The 15,784-nt window shown below is 63.7% G+C and carries 18 protein-coding genes and 1 tRNA gene; 8 read left to right on the top strand and 11 right to left on the bottom strand.

From position 1 onward, the window contains the following. Position 1: 1 nt before the first annotated feature. The 8 genes from tilS to NITMOv2_RS08120 are packed head-to-tail and all read right to left on the bottom strand — an operon-like array spanning position 2 to position 8,565. Entirely contained in the window at positions 2 to 1,465 is a 1,464-nt protein-coding gene (tilS, locus tag NITMOv2_RS08155) for a tRNA lysidine(34) synthetase TilS (RefSeq protein WP_053379391.1), read from the bottom strand. Then, complete coding sequence (locus NITMOv2_RS08150; RefSeq protein WP_083447868.1) at positions 1,462 to 2,409, bottom strand: bifunctional riboflavin kinase/FAD synthetase; 948 nt, start codon at positions 2,407 to 2,409, stop codon at positions 1,462 to 1,464. The genes tilS and NITMOv2_RS08150 overlap by 4 nt, the downstream gene beginning before the upstream one ends. A gap of 7 nt (positions 2,410 to 2,416) precedes the next feature. Further along, complete coding sequence (gene hemB, locus NITMOv2_RS08145; protein ID WP_053379390.1) at positions 2,417 to 3,388, bottom strand: porphobilinogen synthase; 972 nt, start codon at positions 3,386 to 3,388, stop codon at positions 2,417 to 2,419. A 3-nt stretch (positions 3,389 to 3,391) separates the two neighbouring features. Continuing rightward, positions 3,392 to 3,784 (bottom strand): CBS domain-containing protein, encoded by a 393-nt coding sequence (locus NITMOv2_RS08140; RefSeq protein WP_053379389.1) that lies wholly within the window; start codon positions 3,782 to 3,784, stop codon positions 3,392 to 3,394. A gap of 39 nt (positions 3,785 to 3,823) precedes the next feature. Beyond that, entirely contained in the window at positions 3,824 to 5,389 is a 1,566-nt protein-coding gene (gene cobA, locus NITMOv2_RS08135) for a uroporphyrinogen-III C-methyltransferase (protein WP_053379388.1), read from the bottom strand. Continuing rightward, on the bottom strand, positions 5,386 to 6,333 hold the full coding sequence (gene hemC / locus NITMOv2_RS08130; RefSeq protein ID WP_053379387.1) for a hydroxymethylbilane synthase: 948 nt from the start codon (positions 6,331 to 6,333) through the stop codon (positions 5,386 to 5,388). The genes cobA and hemC overlap by 4 nt, the downstream gene beginning before the upstream one ends. A 44-nt stretch (positions 6,334 to 6,377) precedes the next feature. After that, positions 6,378 to 7,760 (bottom strand): glutamyl-tRNA reductase, encoded by a 1,383-nt coding sequence (hemA, locus tag NITMOv2_RS08125; RefSeq protein ID WP_083447867.1) that lies wholly within the window; start codon positions 7,758 to 7,760, stop codon positions 6,378 to 6,380. Position 7,761: 1 nt separating this feature from the next. After that, entirely contained in the window at positions 7,762 to 8,565 is an 804-nt protein-coding gene (locus NITMOv2_RS08120; RefSeq protein WP_083447866.1) for a cytochrome C assembly family protein, read from the bottom strand. A 97-nt stretch (positions 8,566 to 8,662) separates the two neighbouring features. On the opposite strand from NITMOv2_RS08120, the gene rsmI reads away from it, so the two are divergent. Then, entirely contained in the window at positions 8,663 to 9,400 is a 738-nt protein-coding gene (gene rsmI, locus NITMOv2_RS08115; RefSeq protein ID WP_053379385.1) for a 16S rRNA (cytidine(1402)-2'-O)-methyltransferase, read from the top strand. Here the strand turns inward: rsmI and NITMOv2_RS08110 are convergent. The 3 genes from NITMOv2_RS08110 to NITMOv2_RS08100 all read right to left on the bottom strand — a co-directional run bounded on the left by NITMOv2_RS08110 (position 9,397) and on the right by NITMOv2_RS08100 (position 10,778). Continuing rightward, positions 9,397 to 9,666: a sulfurtransferase TusA family protein gene (locus NITMOv2_RS08110; RefSeq protein WP_053379384.1), complete on the bottom strand. Its 270-nt coding sequence runs from the start codon at positions 9,664 to 9,666 to the stop codon at positions 9,397 to 9,399. The two genes, rsmI and NITMOv2_RS08110, sit on opposite strands and share 4 nt — an antisense overlap. Before the next feature lie 108 nt (positions 9,667 to 9,774). Then, positions 9,775 to 10,521, bottom strand: a complete 747-nt coding sequence (locus NITMOv2_RS08105) for a hypothetical protein (RefSeq protein ID WP_053379383.1) — start codon at positions 10,519 to 10,521, stop codon at positions 9,775 to 9,777. Positions 10,522 to 10,691: 170 nt separating this feature from the next. Further along, a tRNA-Leu gene (locus tag NITMOv2_RS08100) sits at positions 10,692 to 10,778 on the bottom strand. 151 nt (positions 10,779 to 10,929) lie between these two features. On the opposite strand from NITMOv2_RS08100, the gene NITMOv2_RS08095 reads away from it, so the two are divergent. The 7 genes from NITMOv2_RS08095 (at position 10,930) to argJ (ending at position 15,613) form a co-directional block, all read left to right on the top strand. Beyond that, a complete protein-coding gene (locus NITMOv2_RS08095) occupies positions 10,930 to 11,211 on the top strand; it encodes a Fe(2+)-trafficking protein (protein WP_053379382.1) in 282 nt (93 codons plus the stop codon). 152 nt (positions 11,212 to 11,363) lie between these two features. After that, positions 11,364 to 11,819, top strand: a complete 456-nt coding sequence (locus NITMOv2_RS08090) for a bifunctional nuclease family protein (protein ID WP_053379381.1) — start codon at positions 11,364 to 11,366, stop codon at positions 11,817 to 11,819. An 11-nt stretch (positions 11,820 to 11,830) separates the two neighbouring features. Then, positions 11,831 to 12,319, top strand: a complete 489-nt coding sequence (locus NITMOv2_RS08085; protein ID WP_053379380.1) for a bifunctional nuclease family protein — start codon at positions 11,831 to 11,833, stop codon at positions 12,317 to 12,319. Between the two features lie 42 nt (positions 12,320 to 12,361). Next, a complete protein-coding gene (gene rplM, locus NITMOv2_RS08080; RefSeq protein WP_053379379.1) occupies positions 12,362 to 12,790 on the top strand; it encodes a 50S ribosomal protein L13 in 429 nt (142 codons plus the stop codon). 32 nt (positions 12,791 to 12,822) lie between these two features. After that, a complete protein-coding gene (gene rpsI / locus NITMOv2_RS08075; RefSeq protein WP_053379378.1) occupies positions 12,823 to 13,215 on the top strand; it encodes a 30S ribosomal protein S9 in 393 nt (130 codons plus the stop codon). Positions 13,216 to 13,311: 96 nt separating this feature from the next. Beyond that, on the top strand, positions 13,312 to 14,361 hold the full coding sequence (gene argC, locus NITMOv2_RS08070) for an N-acetyl-gamma-glutamyl-phosphate reductase (protein ID WP_053379377.1): 1,050 nt from the start codon (positions 13,312 to 13,314) through the stop codon (positions 14,359 to 14,361). A gap of 46 nt (positions 14,362 to 14,407) precedes the next feature. Further along, positions 14,408 to 15,613 (top strand): bifunctional glutamate N-acetyltransferase/amino-acid acetyltransferase ArgJ, encoded by a 1,206-nt coding sequence (gene argJ, locus NITMOv2_RS08065; protein WP_053379376.1) that lies wholly within the window; start codon positions 14,408 to 14,410, stop codon positions 15,611 to 15,613. The last annotated feature ends 171 nt before the right edge of the window (positions 15,614 to 15,784 follow it).

Here is a 15,784-nt window from a genome sequence, read left to right as displayed (position 1 = left end):
CCTATGACGCTCCTTCCGCTTGGGATTCTGGCCCGGCCGTCAACAGGAGGCAGATCCGCGTCTCGGCCGTCGCCGCCCATCGCTCATCCTGCCGATAGCCGACCACCCAGACGATGCCTTCCGGCGCGGCCACGATGGGAATCCTCCGCCGCGCCTCCATCGGCACCTTGAGGTCCGTAAAGAAGTCTTGAAGTTTTTTCGACCGGCCTTTCATCCCCAGCGGGTGAAAGCGATCGCCCGGCCGCCAGGCCCTGACGATCAGCGGCCGGGACACTCGCTCCGCGTCCACCACAATGCGCCGCGGCCCGAACTCCCCCCCGACGTGGGACGGGGCCAGCTGTTGTACCGCAATTGTCTGGCCGGTTCCAGCCCAGACGAGAGACGACGGGATCGGCAGAAGAAAGGGAGCCTGACCGGCATGGTTCTCCTTGGAGAGCGCGTGGCCCGGCGGCAGGCATCGCACCTCCTTTTCCGTGACACGGTACCGGCCCGAGATCTTCGTCCGATTCGCCCCGGCCGCCATGATCGCATGGAGCACCTCCTCCACCGCGCGCGCGCTTGCGGCGCGGCCGCGAGGATCGCACCGGCGGAGCAGCTCACGGATAAGGCGCCGTTGCAACGCGCGGGGCAGTTGCCGGATGAATCGACGTTCGACCGCCCAGGAGCCGTCCGAGTCACGCTTCAGCCGACCTTCGCACAGGGCGGCGAGATGGGCGTCCAGAAATCGATCGTCCTCCCGGCAGAGGTCCGCCGACCGGCAAAGGGCCCGCACGGCGGAAGGCACCAGCCGCTTCAGCACCGGCAGGACCTCGTGCCTGACCCGATTTCTGGCATACAGCGGCTTCTCGTTGGTGGAATCTCGGCGATACGAGAGCCCGGATCGGCTTAGATAGGAGAGCACGTCCTCGCGGGCACTGTCGTACAACGGGCGCACGATGAGCTCCCCGCGCGCGGCCGGCATGCCAGCAAGGCCGGTGAGTCCGGCGCCCCGCAGCATCCACAGCAAGACCGTCTCCGCCTGATCGTCCGCCGTATGTCCCAGGGCGACGCGGTCCGCTCCGCACTCCCGTGCGATGTCGAGGAACGCCCGATACCGGAGATCCCGCGCTACCGCCTGGATCGAACCCCGCCGCCCTCCGCTGCGCACGTCCAGCCGCCGCACGATCAGCGGCACATCCAGCCGGCGGCACAGGGCCGCGACAAATCGTTCATCCTCTTCCGATTCGTCACCGCGCAGACCATAGTTGCAATGGGCGGCGGTCAGCGTCAGACGCCAGGGGCCGGCCAGGCGATGCAGCAGAGCCAGCAGCGCGACGGAATCGGGGCCGCCGGAAATCGCGACCAGGAGATGCTGTCCCGGCTCAAAGAGACGGCGCGTGCGGACCGTACGGACCAGGCGATGGAGCAAGGGCGGCCAGGCTTGGCGGGGGGGCTGGTTGACTTTGGCGGGGGTCGCGGCAGTCATGGTTCAACGGCCGCGTCATGATGGCGGCGAAGCATGGCTTTGGCCCGCTCCACATCGACGGCGATTTGCCGGCTGAGCGCCTCCGGCTCGGCGAACCGCAGGTCGCCGCGCACCCGCTCCACGAACTCGACGGCGAGGGTCCGCCCGTACAGATCGCGCACGCCGTCCAAGAGATTCACTTCGAGCAACCGTTCGCCGGCGTCGAAGGTCGGGCGCGTCCCGATGTAGGCGATCGAGTCAGACCGCTGTGCGTCCACCATCGTGATCGCCGCGTACACACCGTCGGCTGGGACCACGCGGTCCGGCGGCAGCTTGAGATTGGCCGTCGGCCATCCAAGGCTCTGTCCGCGCTGCGCTCCCGCCGATACGACGCCCGCCAACGCATACCGGCGGCCGAGCAGGGTCGCGGCTTGCCGTACATCGCCCTCCTGGATCAATCGGCGGATTCTCGTGGAGCTCACGATCACGCCCTCGACGACCACCGGAGGCAGCGGATGGACGACGAAACCCAGCCGGCGGCCGAACGCCGCCAACTCGCCGATCTTCCCGGCACGCTTATGGCCGAATGCGAAATGCTCCCCCACGTACAGCTCTTTGAGTCCCAGCCCGCGCGCCAGTACCTCGTCCGCGAAGGCCTCCGGGGAGAGGGCGGCGAAGGCCCGATCGAACTCGAGCAGCACGACTTCGTCGATGCCGGCCTCTTCAAACCGCGCGAGCTTCTCGTCGGGGCTGGTCAGATACCGCAAGCCGGCCTGCGGAGCCAAAATTTTCACCGGATGGGGATCGAAAGTCAGGACCAGCGCCGTTCCGTTCCGCCGGCGGGCCGCTTCCACGACGAGCCGCAGCAGCGACCGGTGGCCGACATGATGGCCGTCGAAATTGCCGATCGTCGCCACGGGATACGGTCGGTCGGCGCCGCTTCGGTATCCGCGGGTGATCTTCATCGAGGAATCAGTGCAGCAGCCGGACGGCGTCTTTGGCGAAATAGGTGAGAATGAGGTCGGCGCCGGCGCGCTTGATCGCGAGCAGCGATTCCATCATCGCGCGCGATTCGTCGAGCCACCCCGCCTGGGCCGCCGCCTTGATCATACTGTACTCGCCGCTGACCTGATAGGCGGCGACGGGCAGGAGCGTGCGCCCGCGCGCCGCCGCGATGATGTCGAGATAGGGCAGCGCCGGCTTCACCATCACGATGTCCGCCCCTTCTTCGATGTCGAGGTCGATTTCCCGCAGGGCTTCCCGGCCGTTCGCTGGATCCATCTGATACGACTGGCGGTCCCCGAATTGCGGGCTGGAGTGGGCCGCATCGCGGAACGGCGCATAGAAACAGGACGAAAACTTGGCGGCATAGGCCATGATCGGCAGATCCGGAAATCCGCCTTCGTCCAACTCCTTGCGGATCGCGGCCACGCGGCCGTCCATCATATCCGACGGGGCGACCATGTCGGCGCCGGCCTCCGCATGCGTGTGCGCCATGCGGCGCAAACAGTCCAGCGTTTCGTCGTTGAGGATCTTGCCGTCGCGCACGATGCCGCAGTGGCCGTGACTCGTGTACTCGTCGATGCAGACGTCGGTGATGACCATCAAGCCCGGCACGTGCTCCTTCACCGCCCGGACGGCCCGCTGCACGATGCCGTGCGGATCGAACCCCGAGCTGCCGTGCTCATCTTTCCGGTCCGGGATGCCGAACAGGATGATCGCTGGAATCCCGAGCGCCTTCACCTCCCCCGCTTCCTTGATCAATAGATCGACGGACAGCCGATGCTGCCCCGGCATCGACGCGATGGCTTCGCGCCGGTCCCGGCCTTCCACCACGAACAGCGGATAGATGAAATCGGCCGGCGCGAGCGTCGTCTCCCGCACCATCCGGCGGAGGGATTCGTGCTGCCGGAGCCGCCGCAAGCGTTGGATTGGAAAGGCCATCCTTTACTTCCTCGGCAGATTCGTCAGGAACACCACCAGGTCGCGGACCGAGATGACGCCGACCAATTTGCTGTCCCGCGTCACGCCCAAGTGTCTCACGTGGGCCTGCGCCATCAGATCGTTGGCGTCCAACAGAGTCTTATTCTCTTCGATCGTCAGGATAGGAGCCGACATGATTTGCTCCACCGTGGTCTTCGTCGCGTCGGCGCCCGCCGCGACCACCCGGCGCATCATGTCGGTATCCGTCAGAATGCCGATGATCTCGCGATCGTTCGTCACGAACAGACTGCCGATGCCGCGGTCCCGCATGATGCGGGCGGCGGTTTGGGCGTCGGTGTCGCGAGGGACGGTCACAAATTTTTCGCGTGGGATCATGAACGACTTCACCGGAACCATGCCGCTTTCCTCCTTTTGTCTGCCACCCTGCTGTCCAGCTCATGAATGCGTGCCGGCCGCCATGTACGGCCGGCTTCCATACTGTTCCGCGATCGCCTCCGCCAGCGCCGGCACAGTATTCTCTCTCGGCAGGATCGATACCGTCAAACCAAATTCTTCGGCGGTCTTCGCCGTGATCGGACCGATGCAGGCGACGGCCACCGGCTTCAACAGCTCCTTCGCGGATTCGGCGCCGCCCAACAGCTCGACGCAGTTGCGCACGGTGGACGAACTGGTAAAGGTGGCGACATGAATCTCACGATTGATCAGCAGCCGGCGCCACGCTTCGATGCCCGCGTCCGGCAGGACCGTCCGATAGACGGGAACCACGTCGACGCGCGCGCCTCGTGCGTGCAACTCTTCGGGCAGCAATTCCCTGGCGGCCTCGGCCCGCGGAATCAGGATGCGGGCATCCCGGACATCGCGCCCCTCGAACGCGGCCACCATCCCTTCGGCCTGATAGTCCGCCGGAATCATATCGGCCTTCAGGCCATATCGTTCAAGCTCCTGCGCCGTTCGCGGCCCGATGCAGCAGATCGTCGATCCGGCCAGGCAGCGCGCGTCCAACCCTTTCGCGAGCAGGCGGCCCATGAACGAGGACACGCCGTTCAAGCTGGTGAAGATGAGCCAGCGATAGGACCGGATGTCGGCGATCGCCCGATCGACGGCGGTCCAGTCGGCCGGCGGTGCGATCTTGATCGTCGGCGCTTCCACCGGTTCGGCCCCATAGGCGGCGAGCAGCGACGCAAATTCCGCGGCCTGTTCCTTGGCGCGCGTCAGCAGCACACGCTTGCCGAACAGCGGGCGCCGCTCGAACCAATTCAACTGCCGCCGCAGCCGCACCACGTCGCCGACGACGATCACCGTCGGCGGCTCCAGCTTGGCGGCCTCCGCCTTGTCGACGATATCGGCCAGACAGCCCTCGACGGTCTGCTGAGCCGCCCTCGTGCCCCAGCGGATGATGGCTACGGGCGTCGTTGTCGGCCGGCCTTCCGTAAGCAGCTGTGCCACGATCGACCGGAGATTCTTCATCCCCATGAGAAAGACGAGCGTGCCATGGCTGCTCGCGAGCCTCGGCCACTCCAATGCCGTTTCCGGCTTGTCCGGATCTTCATGGCCCGTCACAAAGGTGACGGTGGAGGCCATGGTGCGGTGGGTGACCGGAATCCCGGCATAGGCCGGCGCCGCGACGGCCGCCGTGACCCCCGGCACCACTTCGAACGGAATCCCGGCGGCGGCCAACGCTTCCGCTTCTTCTCCGCCCCGACCGAAGACGAAGGGATCGCCGCCCTTCAAACGGACCACGGTCTTGCCCGCCTGCGCCCGATCCGTCAGCAGACGGTTGATCTCCTCCTGCGCCGGATACTTTCCCTTGCCCCGGCGCCCGACATACACTCGTTCGGCGCTCTCCGGGGCATGCGACAGCAGCAGCGGATTGGCGAGGTAGTCGTACAACACCACATCGGCCTGCGCCAAACATTCTTTGCCGCGCAGCGTCAGCAGCTTCGGGTCGCCGGGGCCCGCCCCGACGAGATAGACGATGCCTGTCGATCGCCGTTCAGTCATGTCCCGTAAATCTCGCGGAGGATCCGGTCGCCGCCCTTCGACAGCAGCCGTTCGGCGAGTTGCACTCCCAACGAGGCAGCCTCCTCGGCGTTCCCTTCCACGGCGTCTCGTATGACCGTTTTTCCGTCTACGCTCGCAATCAAGCCGTCGAGGCGGAGGCGGCCCTGGCCGGACAGGATGGCATGGGCGGCGATCGGCACCTGGCAGCCCCCTTCCAGCCGATGCAACAGGGCGCGCTCCGCCGTCACGGTCGTGCGCGTCGCCGGGTCATCGAGCCGATTCAGAACCGACCGGACAAACGTGTCGCCGCTGCGGCCTTCGATGCCCAGCGCTCCCTGGCCGATCGCCGGGAGGCTGACGGCCGGGTCGAGATATTCGGTGATCTCCTGCGCCCACGCCAGCCGGCGCAAGCCGGCCGCGGCCAGGACGATCGCGTCGAATTGTCCGTCGCGGAGCTTGCGCAGCCTGGTATCGAGGTTGCCGCGCAACAGCTTGACGGCGATGTCCGGCCTGGCATGCAGCAGTTGCGATTGCCGGCGGAGGCTGCTGGTCCCGATGCAGGCGCCGCGCGGCAGGTCTTTGAACGGCCGGCCGGTGCGGCTGATCAGCGCGTCGCGCGGGTCTTCGCGCGGAGGCACGCAGAGAATTTCGAGCCCATCCGGCAATTGCGCCGGCACGTCTTTCATGCTGTGCACGGCCAGATCGATCTCTCCGGTGAGCAAGGCCTCCTCGATTTCCTTGACGAACAGCCCCTTGCCGCCGATTTTGGCGAGGGGAACATCGACGATCTTGTCGCCGGATGTCTGGATCGTGCGCAGCGTGACCCGCACGTCCGGCGCGACCTCGTGCACCCGGGCCTGGAACCATCGGCTCTGCTGCAGGGCCAATTTGCTGCCCCGCGTGCCAAGCACCAGGCTGGATCGCGGGCCGGTCGGTACAGACACGTCTGCTCCTTTTGTCTCGCGTTGTCTCCGCGTCCGCGCCGGTTTCAGGACGTCCGCTTGCGGCTCACGGTCTCGGGCGCCGGCTGCACCGGTTCGGCCGCCTGGCGCCCCAGGCAGCGGACACGGTCGCCTTCCTCGTCCGGCTTATTCATGGGCGAGGGCTGATCGAGGTTGAAAAACCGGCGCGCCGCGTCGACGTAAGCCGCTCCACCGGCCGAATTGACCTCGGACTTGAGGGTGATCATCGTACTGTGGATCAACTTGTTGACGATGGAAGAGGCCAGCCCCTCGACCACCTCCCGATCCTGCGGGGACAGGTGGGCCAGACGGCCGATGACCTTTTCGATCTCGGCGCGCTTGATCTCATCGACGCGGCTCCGCAGCGCGACGATGGTGGGCGTCACTTCCAGCGACTTCATCCATTCGCGCAACGTGCCGACTTCTTCGACGACCATCCGCTCGGCCTTTTCCGCCTCTTGCAGCCGTTCGGCGCGGTTCTGTTCCACGCGATGCTTGAGATCGTCGATGTCGAACAAGAACGCGTTGTCCACGTGCCGGACGGCCGGATCGATGTTGCGCGGCACGGAAATGTCGATCAGGAACATGGGCCGGTTCATCCGTTCTTTCACCGCGCGGTGCACGTCGTCCGCGCCGATCAAGTAGTGCGCGGCGCCCGTGGAGACCAGCACGATGTCCGCCGACGCCATTTCGTCCTTGAACTGATCGAACGCCACCGGCATCCCGCCGAATTTCTCGGCCAACTCGACGGCGTGGTGGGGCGTCCGCGTCGTGATCCGGACATGCTGCACGCCCTGCGCGATCAAATGCCGGGCGGCCAATTTGGCCATTTCGCCGGCGCCGACGAGCAGGACAGTCTTCTCCTCCAGGTTGGAAAAGATCTTCTTGGCCAATTCGACGGCTGCATAACTGACGGAGACGGCCATTTCGGAAATTTTCGTCTCGGTGCGGACGCGCTTGGCGACCGAAATGGCTTTCTTCACCACCTTGTTCATGATCACGCCGGTCGCCTTGTGCGCCAGCGCGACCTCGAACGCGTCCTTGAGCTGCCCCAGGATCTGCGATTCGCCGATGATCATCGAGTCCAAGCTCGCCGCGACCCGGAACAGATGCGCGATCGCCCGGTCGCCGGTGTGCCAATAGAGATGCGGCGTGAGTTGCTCGCTGGAGAGGGACAGGTGGGTATCGGCGAGGAATTCCTGGATGCGGCTGTAGCCGGATTCGATCTCGTCGACGACCGAATAGACCTCCACCCGGTTGCAGGTCGACAGGAGGATGCCTTCTTTCACGCCGGGATAGGAGCACAACCGGGTCAAGGCCTCGCCCAGCCGGCTTTCCGGCACGGCGAGCTTTTCCCGGATCTCCACCGGCGCGGTTTTGTGGCTCAGGCCGACGACGATCAGATGCATGTCACGACAGCGCTCCGTGCCCCTTGAGCACCACCCCGACCAGCGTCAAAATCACGCAGCCGAATCCGATCACCGTGAGATAGGCCGCCCGTTTGGCGCGCCATCCCACCGTCAAGCGCCCGAGGAGCACCACGAAATAAAAGAGCCAGGTGATGAGGGCGCCGGTCTGCTCGGGATTCCAGCTGAGATACGATCCGCGGGCGAACTCCGCCGAGATGGCCCCCGTCACGATGCCCAACGTCAGGAGCGGAAAGCCCATGACGATGGATTGCTGGTTCAGGTGATCGAGGTAGTCCAGCGCCGGCAATTTGGTATAGAGGACGTTGAATCGTTTCGACTTGAGAAGGCGGTCCTGGATCAGATACATCACTCCCGCCACGAACGCCACCGCAAAGCCGACCGTGCCCAGCATGCTGAGCGTCACGTGGAACCAGAGGGTCTTGAACATCGGCTGCAGCGTGGGAGCGGTTTCCGGAAGCGCCGCCGCGGAAACCAGCGACATCAGCGCCAAGGGGACCATGAACGACCCCAGGACATGAATGCGATGCCGGAACTCGACCGCGAGAAACACCAGGATCAGCATCCAGGAAAAGAACGACAAGGCTTCATGAAAACTGGGGGTCGAGGGTTCGCTCGCCGCGAGCATCCGCGCCACGAGCGCCACGGAGTGGGCGACAAATCCCATCCCCGTGATCCCCAACGAGACCTTCGTCAAGGCTTCGGAACGTCGCAGCAAATAGGCGAGAAACGACACGGTGGCCACAAAATACAGCACCATCGTGACCATGAAGCAGACTGCTGCCATTGGGGGTAACCCTGCCGCGAGTGCCAAAATCCGGTTCAGGCGAAGTGAGGGCGAAATTATATCGATGAGGAGAGAACGGAGTCAACAAAACCCCGGTATGGCTGCGCCTGCACGCGGGGCTTCGCCCGCGTCAGGCCTGCTCTACGTGGCGGCCGTGCCGATTGGGCACCCTGACGACATCACCCTTCGCGCGCTGCAGCTCCTGCGCGAAGTCGATCTCGTCGCCTCGGAAGATCCGGCGGCAACGCGTGCGCTCCTGTCCCGCCACGGCATTGACGTCACATTGACGAGCTACGGACCTCGCAATCTGAAGGAGAAGGTGGCGGTCCTGCTCCATCGACTCACCCAGGGAGCCCGGATCGCCATCGTATCGGATTGCGGCTCGCCGGTGATCGCCGATCCGGGCTGCCGGCTGATCGCAGCCGCCCACGCGGCCGGCATCCCGGTCAGGTGCCTTCCAGGATCGTCCGCCGTCAGCGCTGCGCTGACTGTGTCGGGCTTCGCGGCCGATGCCTTTGGCTTTTACGGTCGCTTGCCGCGCCGCCGATCGGCGCTCACGCGATCGCTGGATACGCTCCTCGCCGCAGGGGACACAGCGGTGGCCTTCTGTCCTTCCGGGTCCCTGAGCCCGGCCCTTGACGCAATCGCCCGGCTGACTCCTCGGCGCCGTATCGTGGTGGCCTGCGACCTCACGACTCGGATGGAAACCATTCTCCGGGGAACGGCGCGGCAGGTACAGACCGAGCTCGCCCGCCGGCCGGCTCCGTCGCAAGTGACGCTGGTTGTGGCCGGGAAAGAAAGGCGGAAAACAACAGGCGGAAGGAGACGCCGTTAATCGTTGCCTTCGCGGCGGATGAGGACGCGGTACACCTTATCGAGACGCTCTTGAGCCAGCACCGTATGCCCTTCGTTCTCGACGCTGCGCGGAACGTTCCGGATCGGATCGCCGTCATCCAACAGAACGGATAAGACTTGCCCGGATTGCATCATCTCGAGCTTGAGCTTGGTTTTCACGAAATTATAAGGACAGATGACACCGCGCAGATCCAGCTCTGCATCGGAGCTAGGCAGGCAGCCGTCTTGCCCATTGTTGCGATCCATCGATCGACCCTCTCGATTCACCAGTTCTCAAGATACCGGACCAGCGTTCAATAAAAAAGGGGCAGCCGAAGCTGCCCCTTTTGCCGCTCTACTGAAGCGGAGAATCGCTTACTGCAGACCCTTCACCAGATTCGGCTTGGCCGTGTCGGTGCCGTAGTCGGACTTGTTCTGCGTCTGGTAGCCCCACCCCGGCTGCGGTTCGCAGTTCCAGCAGGGAGCCGCGCCGGTGAACTCGCCGATGGGTGAATCCACAATGCCCTTCACCTCGCCTGGCAGCACGGAACCGGCCACGCCGCCCGTGGTGCTGCCGCTGTTCGTCTCAATCGCGCGCTCGGTCATCGGATTCGGCCGCTGGCCCAATCCGCCGAAACCGGCCAGCTTCTCGTTGCCGCGGAGCAGATAGACCTCGCGGACGATCTTCCGCCCGGTGCCATACTGCTGGTGCGCGGTGGTCGCTTCCACGACCTGCAGGGAGATGTCGTCGCCATGGTTCAACGTCTTCAGTTGATCCATGTTGGTCTTGTCGTCGAAGTAGACCGTGAGAGAGTTCATCGCGCCCCCGCCGGCGCGGCCTTCGTCATGTGAGCTGCCGCCCGTCTCCAGGTGCATCTTGCCGGCCGGAAAGTCGATGGCCAGCACCCGTCCATACACGGTTTCGGGAAGTGACAGCCGATCCAGGAACGCATTGCGGTCGAACGCCTGCGTCCGGCCCGGGCTGCCCGAGATATCGCCGACTCCGGTGCCGACGCCCAGCGACGAACCGGATGCGCCCTGTTGCAGACGCTCTTGGGCCACTGCAACACTCACTGAGCCTACGATCATGACCGCGGCTCCCAGTGCCAACACCTTACGCATGTGCTGCCTCCTTGTGAGTTAAAAGATGAAGTGTAGAGATGATGAACGACAAAGTTTCCTGAGCGAACCCATTATGAGTCCAAAGTCCTAATGACCGCGGAACTATAGGCCAATGTTCGAGGTCTGTCAAGGGCCTTTCATCGCCCGAGGTGGGCGGCGTCCATCCCCAATGGTGCCCGGAGGGAGGGTCGAACTCCCACTCTCTCGCGAGAACCGGATTTTGAGTCCGGCGCGTCTGCCAGTTCCGCCATCCGGGCAACGGCACTCGAGCAAAGTTGCTTTTTCTAGCACGAAGCCCTCACCGGGTCAATTGGAACCCCGGCTCTTTTCTTCCCGAGAAAGCCTCTGCTAGAATGCCGGTCGGTTTGATGGAATTCAAGAATCCGACAGACGAAAAGGAGCGTCGCGATGGCAGAGGTCGCATGTGTCACCTGCGGACAGACCGGCGAGGCGATTACCGCCCCGCTGTTCCTCGGCAAATTGGAACATGAAATCAAAGCGAAGGTCTGCACGTCCTGCTGGAAGAAATGGGAATCCATGCGGGTGATGGTGATCAACGAATATCAAGTGAACCTGGGCGACGAGAGTGGACGGGACCTGGTGCGTAAGCAGATGAAGGCGTTTTTGAAGCTCGGTGAACAGGCCGACACATCGAAGCTTGCCGAGAATTATCGCCCGCCGAGCAGTTGAGAGCCCCGCTCGCCCGACAATCGTTCACGGCAAAGGCGGATTCGTCTGTCTTGTCGCCGGATTCGTTGACACGGCAATTTCGGAAGTGCTAGAGTCTTCCATTCTTTGACCATCCTTCTCTCGGTTTCGCCTGAGAGAATCGGACGATCACCATGATTACACAGATGCACGTGAAGGGGTTGATGTTCGACCCCTACAACAATGCGTATATCGTCATCCTGCGGGACGAAGATCAGGCCGAAATGCTCCCGATATGGGTGGGAAAGGCCGAAGCCAGCTCCATCAGTTTGGCGCTGGAAAACGTGGCCCCGCCCCGTCCGATGACGCACGATTTCATGAAATCCTATCTCGACGCGTTCAACGCCAAGGTGATCAGCGTCGTCATCACCGATTTGAACGAAAACACCTATTTCGCCAAAGTGCACATGACGTACGAAGACTCGGAATACACCGTCGATTCGCGCCCCAGCGATGCCATCGCGCTGGCGCTGCGTTCCCAAGCCCCGATCTTCGCCAGCGAATCGGTGATCAGAAAACAGAGCTCCGACGAATTGGAGCAGTGGCTCGAAAACCTCAAACCCGAAGACTTCGGCAAACTGGATTCCTAACGGAACGCGCGATGGCGACAGACACACCGCAGAAGACCGACTCGTTGATCGAGCTGACGGTCAACCGGGTCGTGGACGATGCGAATACGGACACGCGGATCGTCGTGTTGACCCGCGCCGACGGAGGGCCGGAGCCGTTCATGATTTGGGTCGGCGCGCCGGAAGGCGAATCCATCCGCCGCGCCTTGGAGACCGCCGTCACGCCGCGCCCCATGAGTCATGACCTGATCAAAAGTTTCGGAGAGCATTTCGGTATTACCACCGCTCGGGTGGTGTTGACGGACGTTAAGAGCAGCACCTATTACGCGACCGTGTATCTGGAGAACAAGGGGGTCGTGCGGACGATCGACGCCAGACCCAGCGACGCCATCGCGCTGGCGTTGCGCACCCATGCGCCGATTTACGTCACGCAGGACGTCTGGAAGCGGCGGAGCGGGCAGAATTTGGACGCCTGGCTCGCCAAGTTGGAGACCAAGAATTTCGGCGCGCAGGAAGTGTGAGCAGTCTGAACGTGAACATCTCGTGAGGAGCGGAGAAGGACGATGACGACGTATCTCGAAAAACCGGCGGATGTGAAAGAAACCTGGCATCTCGTGAACGCGGAGGGCAAGACGCTCGGACGGTTGGCCGCCAAGGTCGCCGGCATTCTGCGGGGCAAACACCGCCCGACGTTCACGCCCAACGTGGACATGGGCGACCATGTCGTCATCGTGAATGCGGAAAAGATCCAGTTGACGGGCGGCAAAATGGAAACCAAGCTCTACCGCCACCATACCGGGTACCCCGGCGGCCTGAAAACGACGACCGCGGAACACCTGTTCCGGAAAGATCCGACTCAGTTGCTGACGAGGGCGATCGAAGGGATGCTGCCGAAAAATCCGCTCGGCAACCATATGGCCAAGAAGCTCCGCGTCTACGTGGGCCCGGACCATCCCCATCAAGCTCAACGGCCGGAACCGATTTCTCTCTAGCATTTTTCCCTGTATAAAGGAGGCGTAGTCGCATGGCAGCGGTGACACAGTATGCAACGGGTCGGCGGAAATGTGCGGTGGCCAGAGCCTGGGTGACGGGCACGGCCGGCGAGATCACGGTCAACGAACAGCCGCTGGAAAAAGCCTTCCCTCGTCTCACCCTGAGGCAAATCATTCAGCTTCCGTTGGAAATGGCCGGGGCCACCGGCAAGTACTCGATCAAGGCCACCGTCTACGGCGGCGGACCGACCGGTCAAGCCGGGGCCCTGCGGCACGCCATCGCGCGGGCCCTCGTTGCCATGAGTCCGGCCGCTCGGACTCCCTTGAAGAAGGAAGGCCTCCTGACGCGGGATTCGCGCGTGAAGGAACGAAAGAAGTACGGACAGAAGGGGGCCCGCAAGCGCTTCCAATATTCGAAGCGCTAGGCCGCAGGAGCCGGTGTGGAACAAAAGGGAAGGCTCCTCAGCCTTCCCTTTTTTGCGTCTCCACGTCGGTTCGTCGTCGTGTAGGACGTCGTGCACATGAAAAAGTTCCGGGTCGCCATCGCAGGCGCCAGCGGCTATGCCGGAGCGGAACTGGTCCGTCTGGCCGCGGCGCATCCCGCCTATGAGCTGACGGCCGTGACGTCGGAGAAATCGGCCGGCCAGTCCGTCGCCTCCGTCTTCCCGAGCCTGACCGGCGTCGTCTCCCACACCTTCGAAGCGCTGGCGCCTCACGCGCTCGCCGAGCGGGCCGACGCGGTGTTCCTCGCGTTGCCTCACACGAAATCCCAAGAGCCGGTCGCGCTCTGCCGGAAAGCGGGGAAACTGGTCGTGGATCTCAGCGCCGATTACCGGCTGAAGGACGTGGCCGCGTACGAGCAGTGGTATCAGACGCCGCACGCGTACCCGCAACTCCTGCAGGAAGCGGTGTACGGCCTGCCGGAATTGCACCGCAGCGCGATCGCCAAAGCCGGCCTGGTCGCTTCTCCCGGTTGTTACCCGACCGCCGCTATCTTACAGTTGGCCCCGCTCTGTAAGCAGGGTTGGCTGCAGCCGGACAGCATCGTCATCGACGCCAAGTCGGGCATTTCGGGGGCGGGACGCAGCCCCGCCCTGCCCTACCACTTTCCGGAGGCCCACGAGTCGCTGGAGCCGTACAAGATCGGGCAGCATCGCCACATTCCCGAGATCGAACAGGAACTCGGAATTGTGGGGGGCCGAACGGCCGCCATCACCGTCGCCTTTACCCCGCATCTGGTACCGATGAATCGCGGCATCCTGTGCACGGCTTACTGTCGACTGACGAAGGACGTCTCCTTGAACGAGTTGCGGGCCCTGTACCGGGATTTCTACAAAGGCGAGCGGTTCATCCGTCTTTTCGAGGAAACCATGCCGAACCCTCGCTACATCAAGGGCTCGAACTACTGCGATATCGGAATCTATCAAGACCGCCGAGCCGGCTGGGTGGTAACGGTGGCGGCCGTCGATAATCTGGTGAAAGGCGCCGCGGGCCAAGCGATCCAGGCGATGAATCTCATGATGGGCCTTCCCGAAGATACCGGGCTCACCGCGCCCGGCAGCTATCCGTGATGCACTCCTGCCGCCTCTTTTTCACAATCCGGCGAGACCTGTACCGATGAAACCGTCGAGATCGGGCGTCACTGCGCCGGTGGGATTTCGGGCAGCCGGCATCCATTGCGGCATCAAAAAACCGGGCATCCCCGATCTGGCGTTGGTCGTCTCCGACGTCAGCGGCCCGATTGCCGGAGTCTTTACGCAGAACCGGGTTGCCGCCGCGCCGGTCATGTTGGACCGGCTGCATCTGAAACAACGCCGCGGCCGGGCCATCATCGTCAACAGCGGGAACGCCAACGCCTGCACCGGCGCGCGCGGGCTCGCAGCGGCCGAGACGATGGCGTCGCTTGTGGCGAAGCGCTTGTCGGTGCCGATCAACGAGGTCTTCGTCGGATCCACCGGCGTCATCGGCCGCGTCTTGCCGATCGACCGGGTGAAAGCGGGCATCCCGGACCTGCTGGCGAAGCTCAGCGCCGACGGCGGCGCGGACGCGGCGCAGGCGATTCTGACCACCGATCTCCGTCCCAAAACGACGGCCATGACCGTACGGATCGGCGGGCAGGTCGTCACGATCGGCGGCATGGCGAAGGGCTCCGGGATGATCCATCCCGACATGGCCACGATGCTGGCGTATGTGACGACCGACGCCGCCATCCCGGCGCCTGCCCTCCAGCGCGCCTTGACCGCAGCAGTCGATCAATCATTCAATTGCATCACGGTGGACGGCGATACAAGCACGAACGATACGGTCCTCTGCCTGGCCAACGGTCTTGCAAAGAATCGCGTGATTCGACCGGGCACGGCGGGCTACCGACGCTTCGAGCGTGCGTTGACCGACCTGTGCCGCACGCTCGCACTGGCGATCTGCCGGGACGGCGAAGGCGTGACCAAGGTCGTTCAAATTCGAGTGAACGGCGCCCGAACACCGGCAGAAGCCAAGCGAGTCGCCGCCACGATCGCCACGTCGAATCTGGTGAAAACGGCGCTGTTCGGAGAAGACGCCAACTGGGGCCGCGTGATGGGCGCGTTGGGCCGGTCGGGCGTGCCGATCGAACAAGACAAGGTGTCCGTGCGCTTCGGGCGCGTTACCATGGTCCGCCGCGGCATGGGAACGGGGCTGGCGGCCGAGCGCAAGATTGCCAAGGTTTTTAAGGAAAAAGAATTCGCCATCACGGTGCAACTGGGCCAAGGACGGGCCGCGGCGCACATGTGGACCACCGACCTGTCCTACGACTATGTCCGCATCAACGCAAGCTATCGATCCTAGACGAGAACAGATGTTGAAATGGCTGCCGGACTATGGTAGCGTGCCAAGTCTTTACGGCCGCTGAGACAGCCAGCCGGCAGAACATGCCGGCTGATCTTTTTTACAAATCCACATCAGCGTATGTACGCTGCTTGGCTTGAGAACAAGGGGATGGTATTCCCCTCATCCGTT

Source organism: Nitrospira moscoviensis, assembly GCF_001273775.1.
GTDB classification, from domain to species: Bacteria; Nitrospirota; Nitrospiria; order Nitrospirales; family Nitrospiraceae; genus Nitrospira_D; species Nitrospira_D moscoviensis.
The sequence above is the reverse complement of the archived record's forward strand: the minus strand, read 5'-3'. Positions and strand labels throughout refer to the sequence as shown.

Bases quoted from the DNA above. Each gene is read 5' to 3' on its own strand.
- tilS (WP_053379391.1), bottom strand. From the start codon at position 1,465: ATGACTGCCGCGACCCCCGCCAAAGTCAACCAGCCCCCCCGCCAAGCC.
- hemA (WP_083447867.1), bottom strand. From the start codon at position 7,760: ATGCATCTGATCGTCGTCGGCCTGAGCCACAAAACCGCGCCGGTGGAG.
- NITMOv2_RS08110 (WP_053379384.1), bottom strand. From the start codon at position 9,666: ATGGATCGCAACAATGGGCAAGACGGCTGCCTGCCTAGCTCCGATGCA.
- argJ (WP_053379376.1), top strand. From the start codon at position 14,408: ATGAAACCGTCGAGATCGGGCGTCACTGCGCCGGTGGGATTTCGGGCA.
- argC (WP_053379377.1), top strand. From the start codon at position 13,312: ATGAAAAAGTTCCGGGTCGCCATCGCAGGCGCCAGCGGCTATGCCGGA.
- rplM (WP_053379379.1), top strand. From the start codon at position 12,362: ATGACGACGTATCTCGAAAAACCGGCGGATGTGAAAGAAACCTGGCAT.
- NITMOv2_RS08105 (WP_053379383.1), bottom strand. From the start codon at position 10,521: ATGCGTAAGGTGTTGGCACTGGGAGCCGCGGTCATGATCGTAGGCTCA.
- NITMOv2_RS08090 (WP_053379381.1), top strand. From the start codon at position 11,364: ATGATTACACAGATGCACGTGAAGGGGTTGATGTTCGACCCCTACAAC.
- NITMOv2_RS08150 (WP_083447868.1), bottom strand. From the start codon at position 2,409: ATGAAGATCACCCGCGGATACCGAAGCGGCGCCGACCGACCGTATCCC.
- rsmI (WP_053379385.1), top strand. From the start codon at position 8,663: ATGGCTGCGCCTGCACGCGGGGCTTCGCCCGCGTCAGGCCTGCTCTAC.
- cobA (WP_053379388.1), bottom strand. From the start codon at position 5,389: ATGACTGAACGGCGATCGACAGGCATCGTCTATCTCGTCGGGGCGGGC.
- NITMOv2_RS08120 (WP_083447866.1), bottom strand. From the start codon at position 8,565: ATGGCAGCAGTCTGCTTCATGGTCACGATGGTGCTGTATTTTGTGGCC.
- NITMOv2_RS08085 (WP_053379380.1), top strand. From the start codon at position 11,831: ATGGCGACAGACACACCGCAGAAGACCGACTCGTTGATCGAGCTGACG.
- NITMOv2_RS08140 (WP_053379389.1), bottom strand. From the start codon at position 3,784: ATGGTTCCGGTGAAGTCGTTCATGATCCCACGCGAAAAATTTGTGACC.
- hemB (WP_053379390.1), bottom strand. From the start codon at position 3,388: ATGGCCTTTCCAATCCAACGCTTGCGGCGGCTCCGGCAGCACGAATCC.
- NITMOv2_RS08095 (WP_053379382.1), top strand. From the start codon at position 10,930: ATGGCAGAGGTCGCATGTGTCACCTGCGGACAGACCGGCGAGGCGATT.
- rpsI (WP_053379378.1), top strand. From the start codon at position 12,823: ATGGCAGCGGTGACACAGTATGCAACGGGTCGGCGGAAATGTGCGGTG.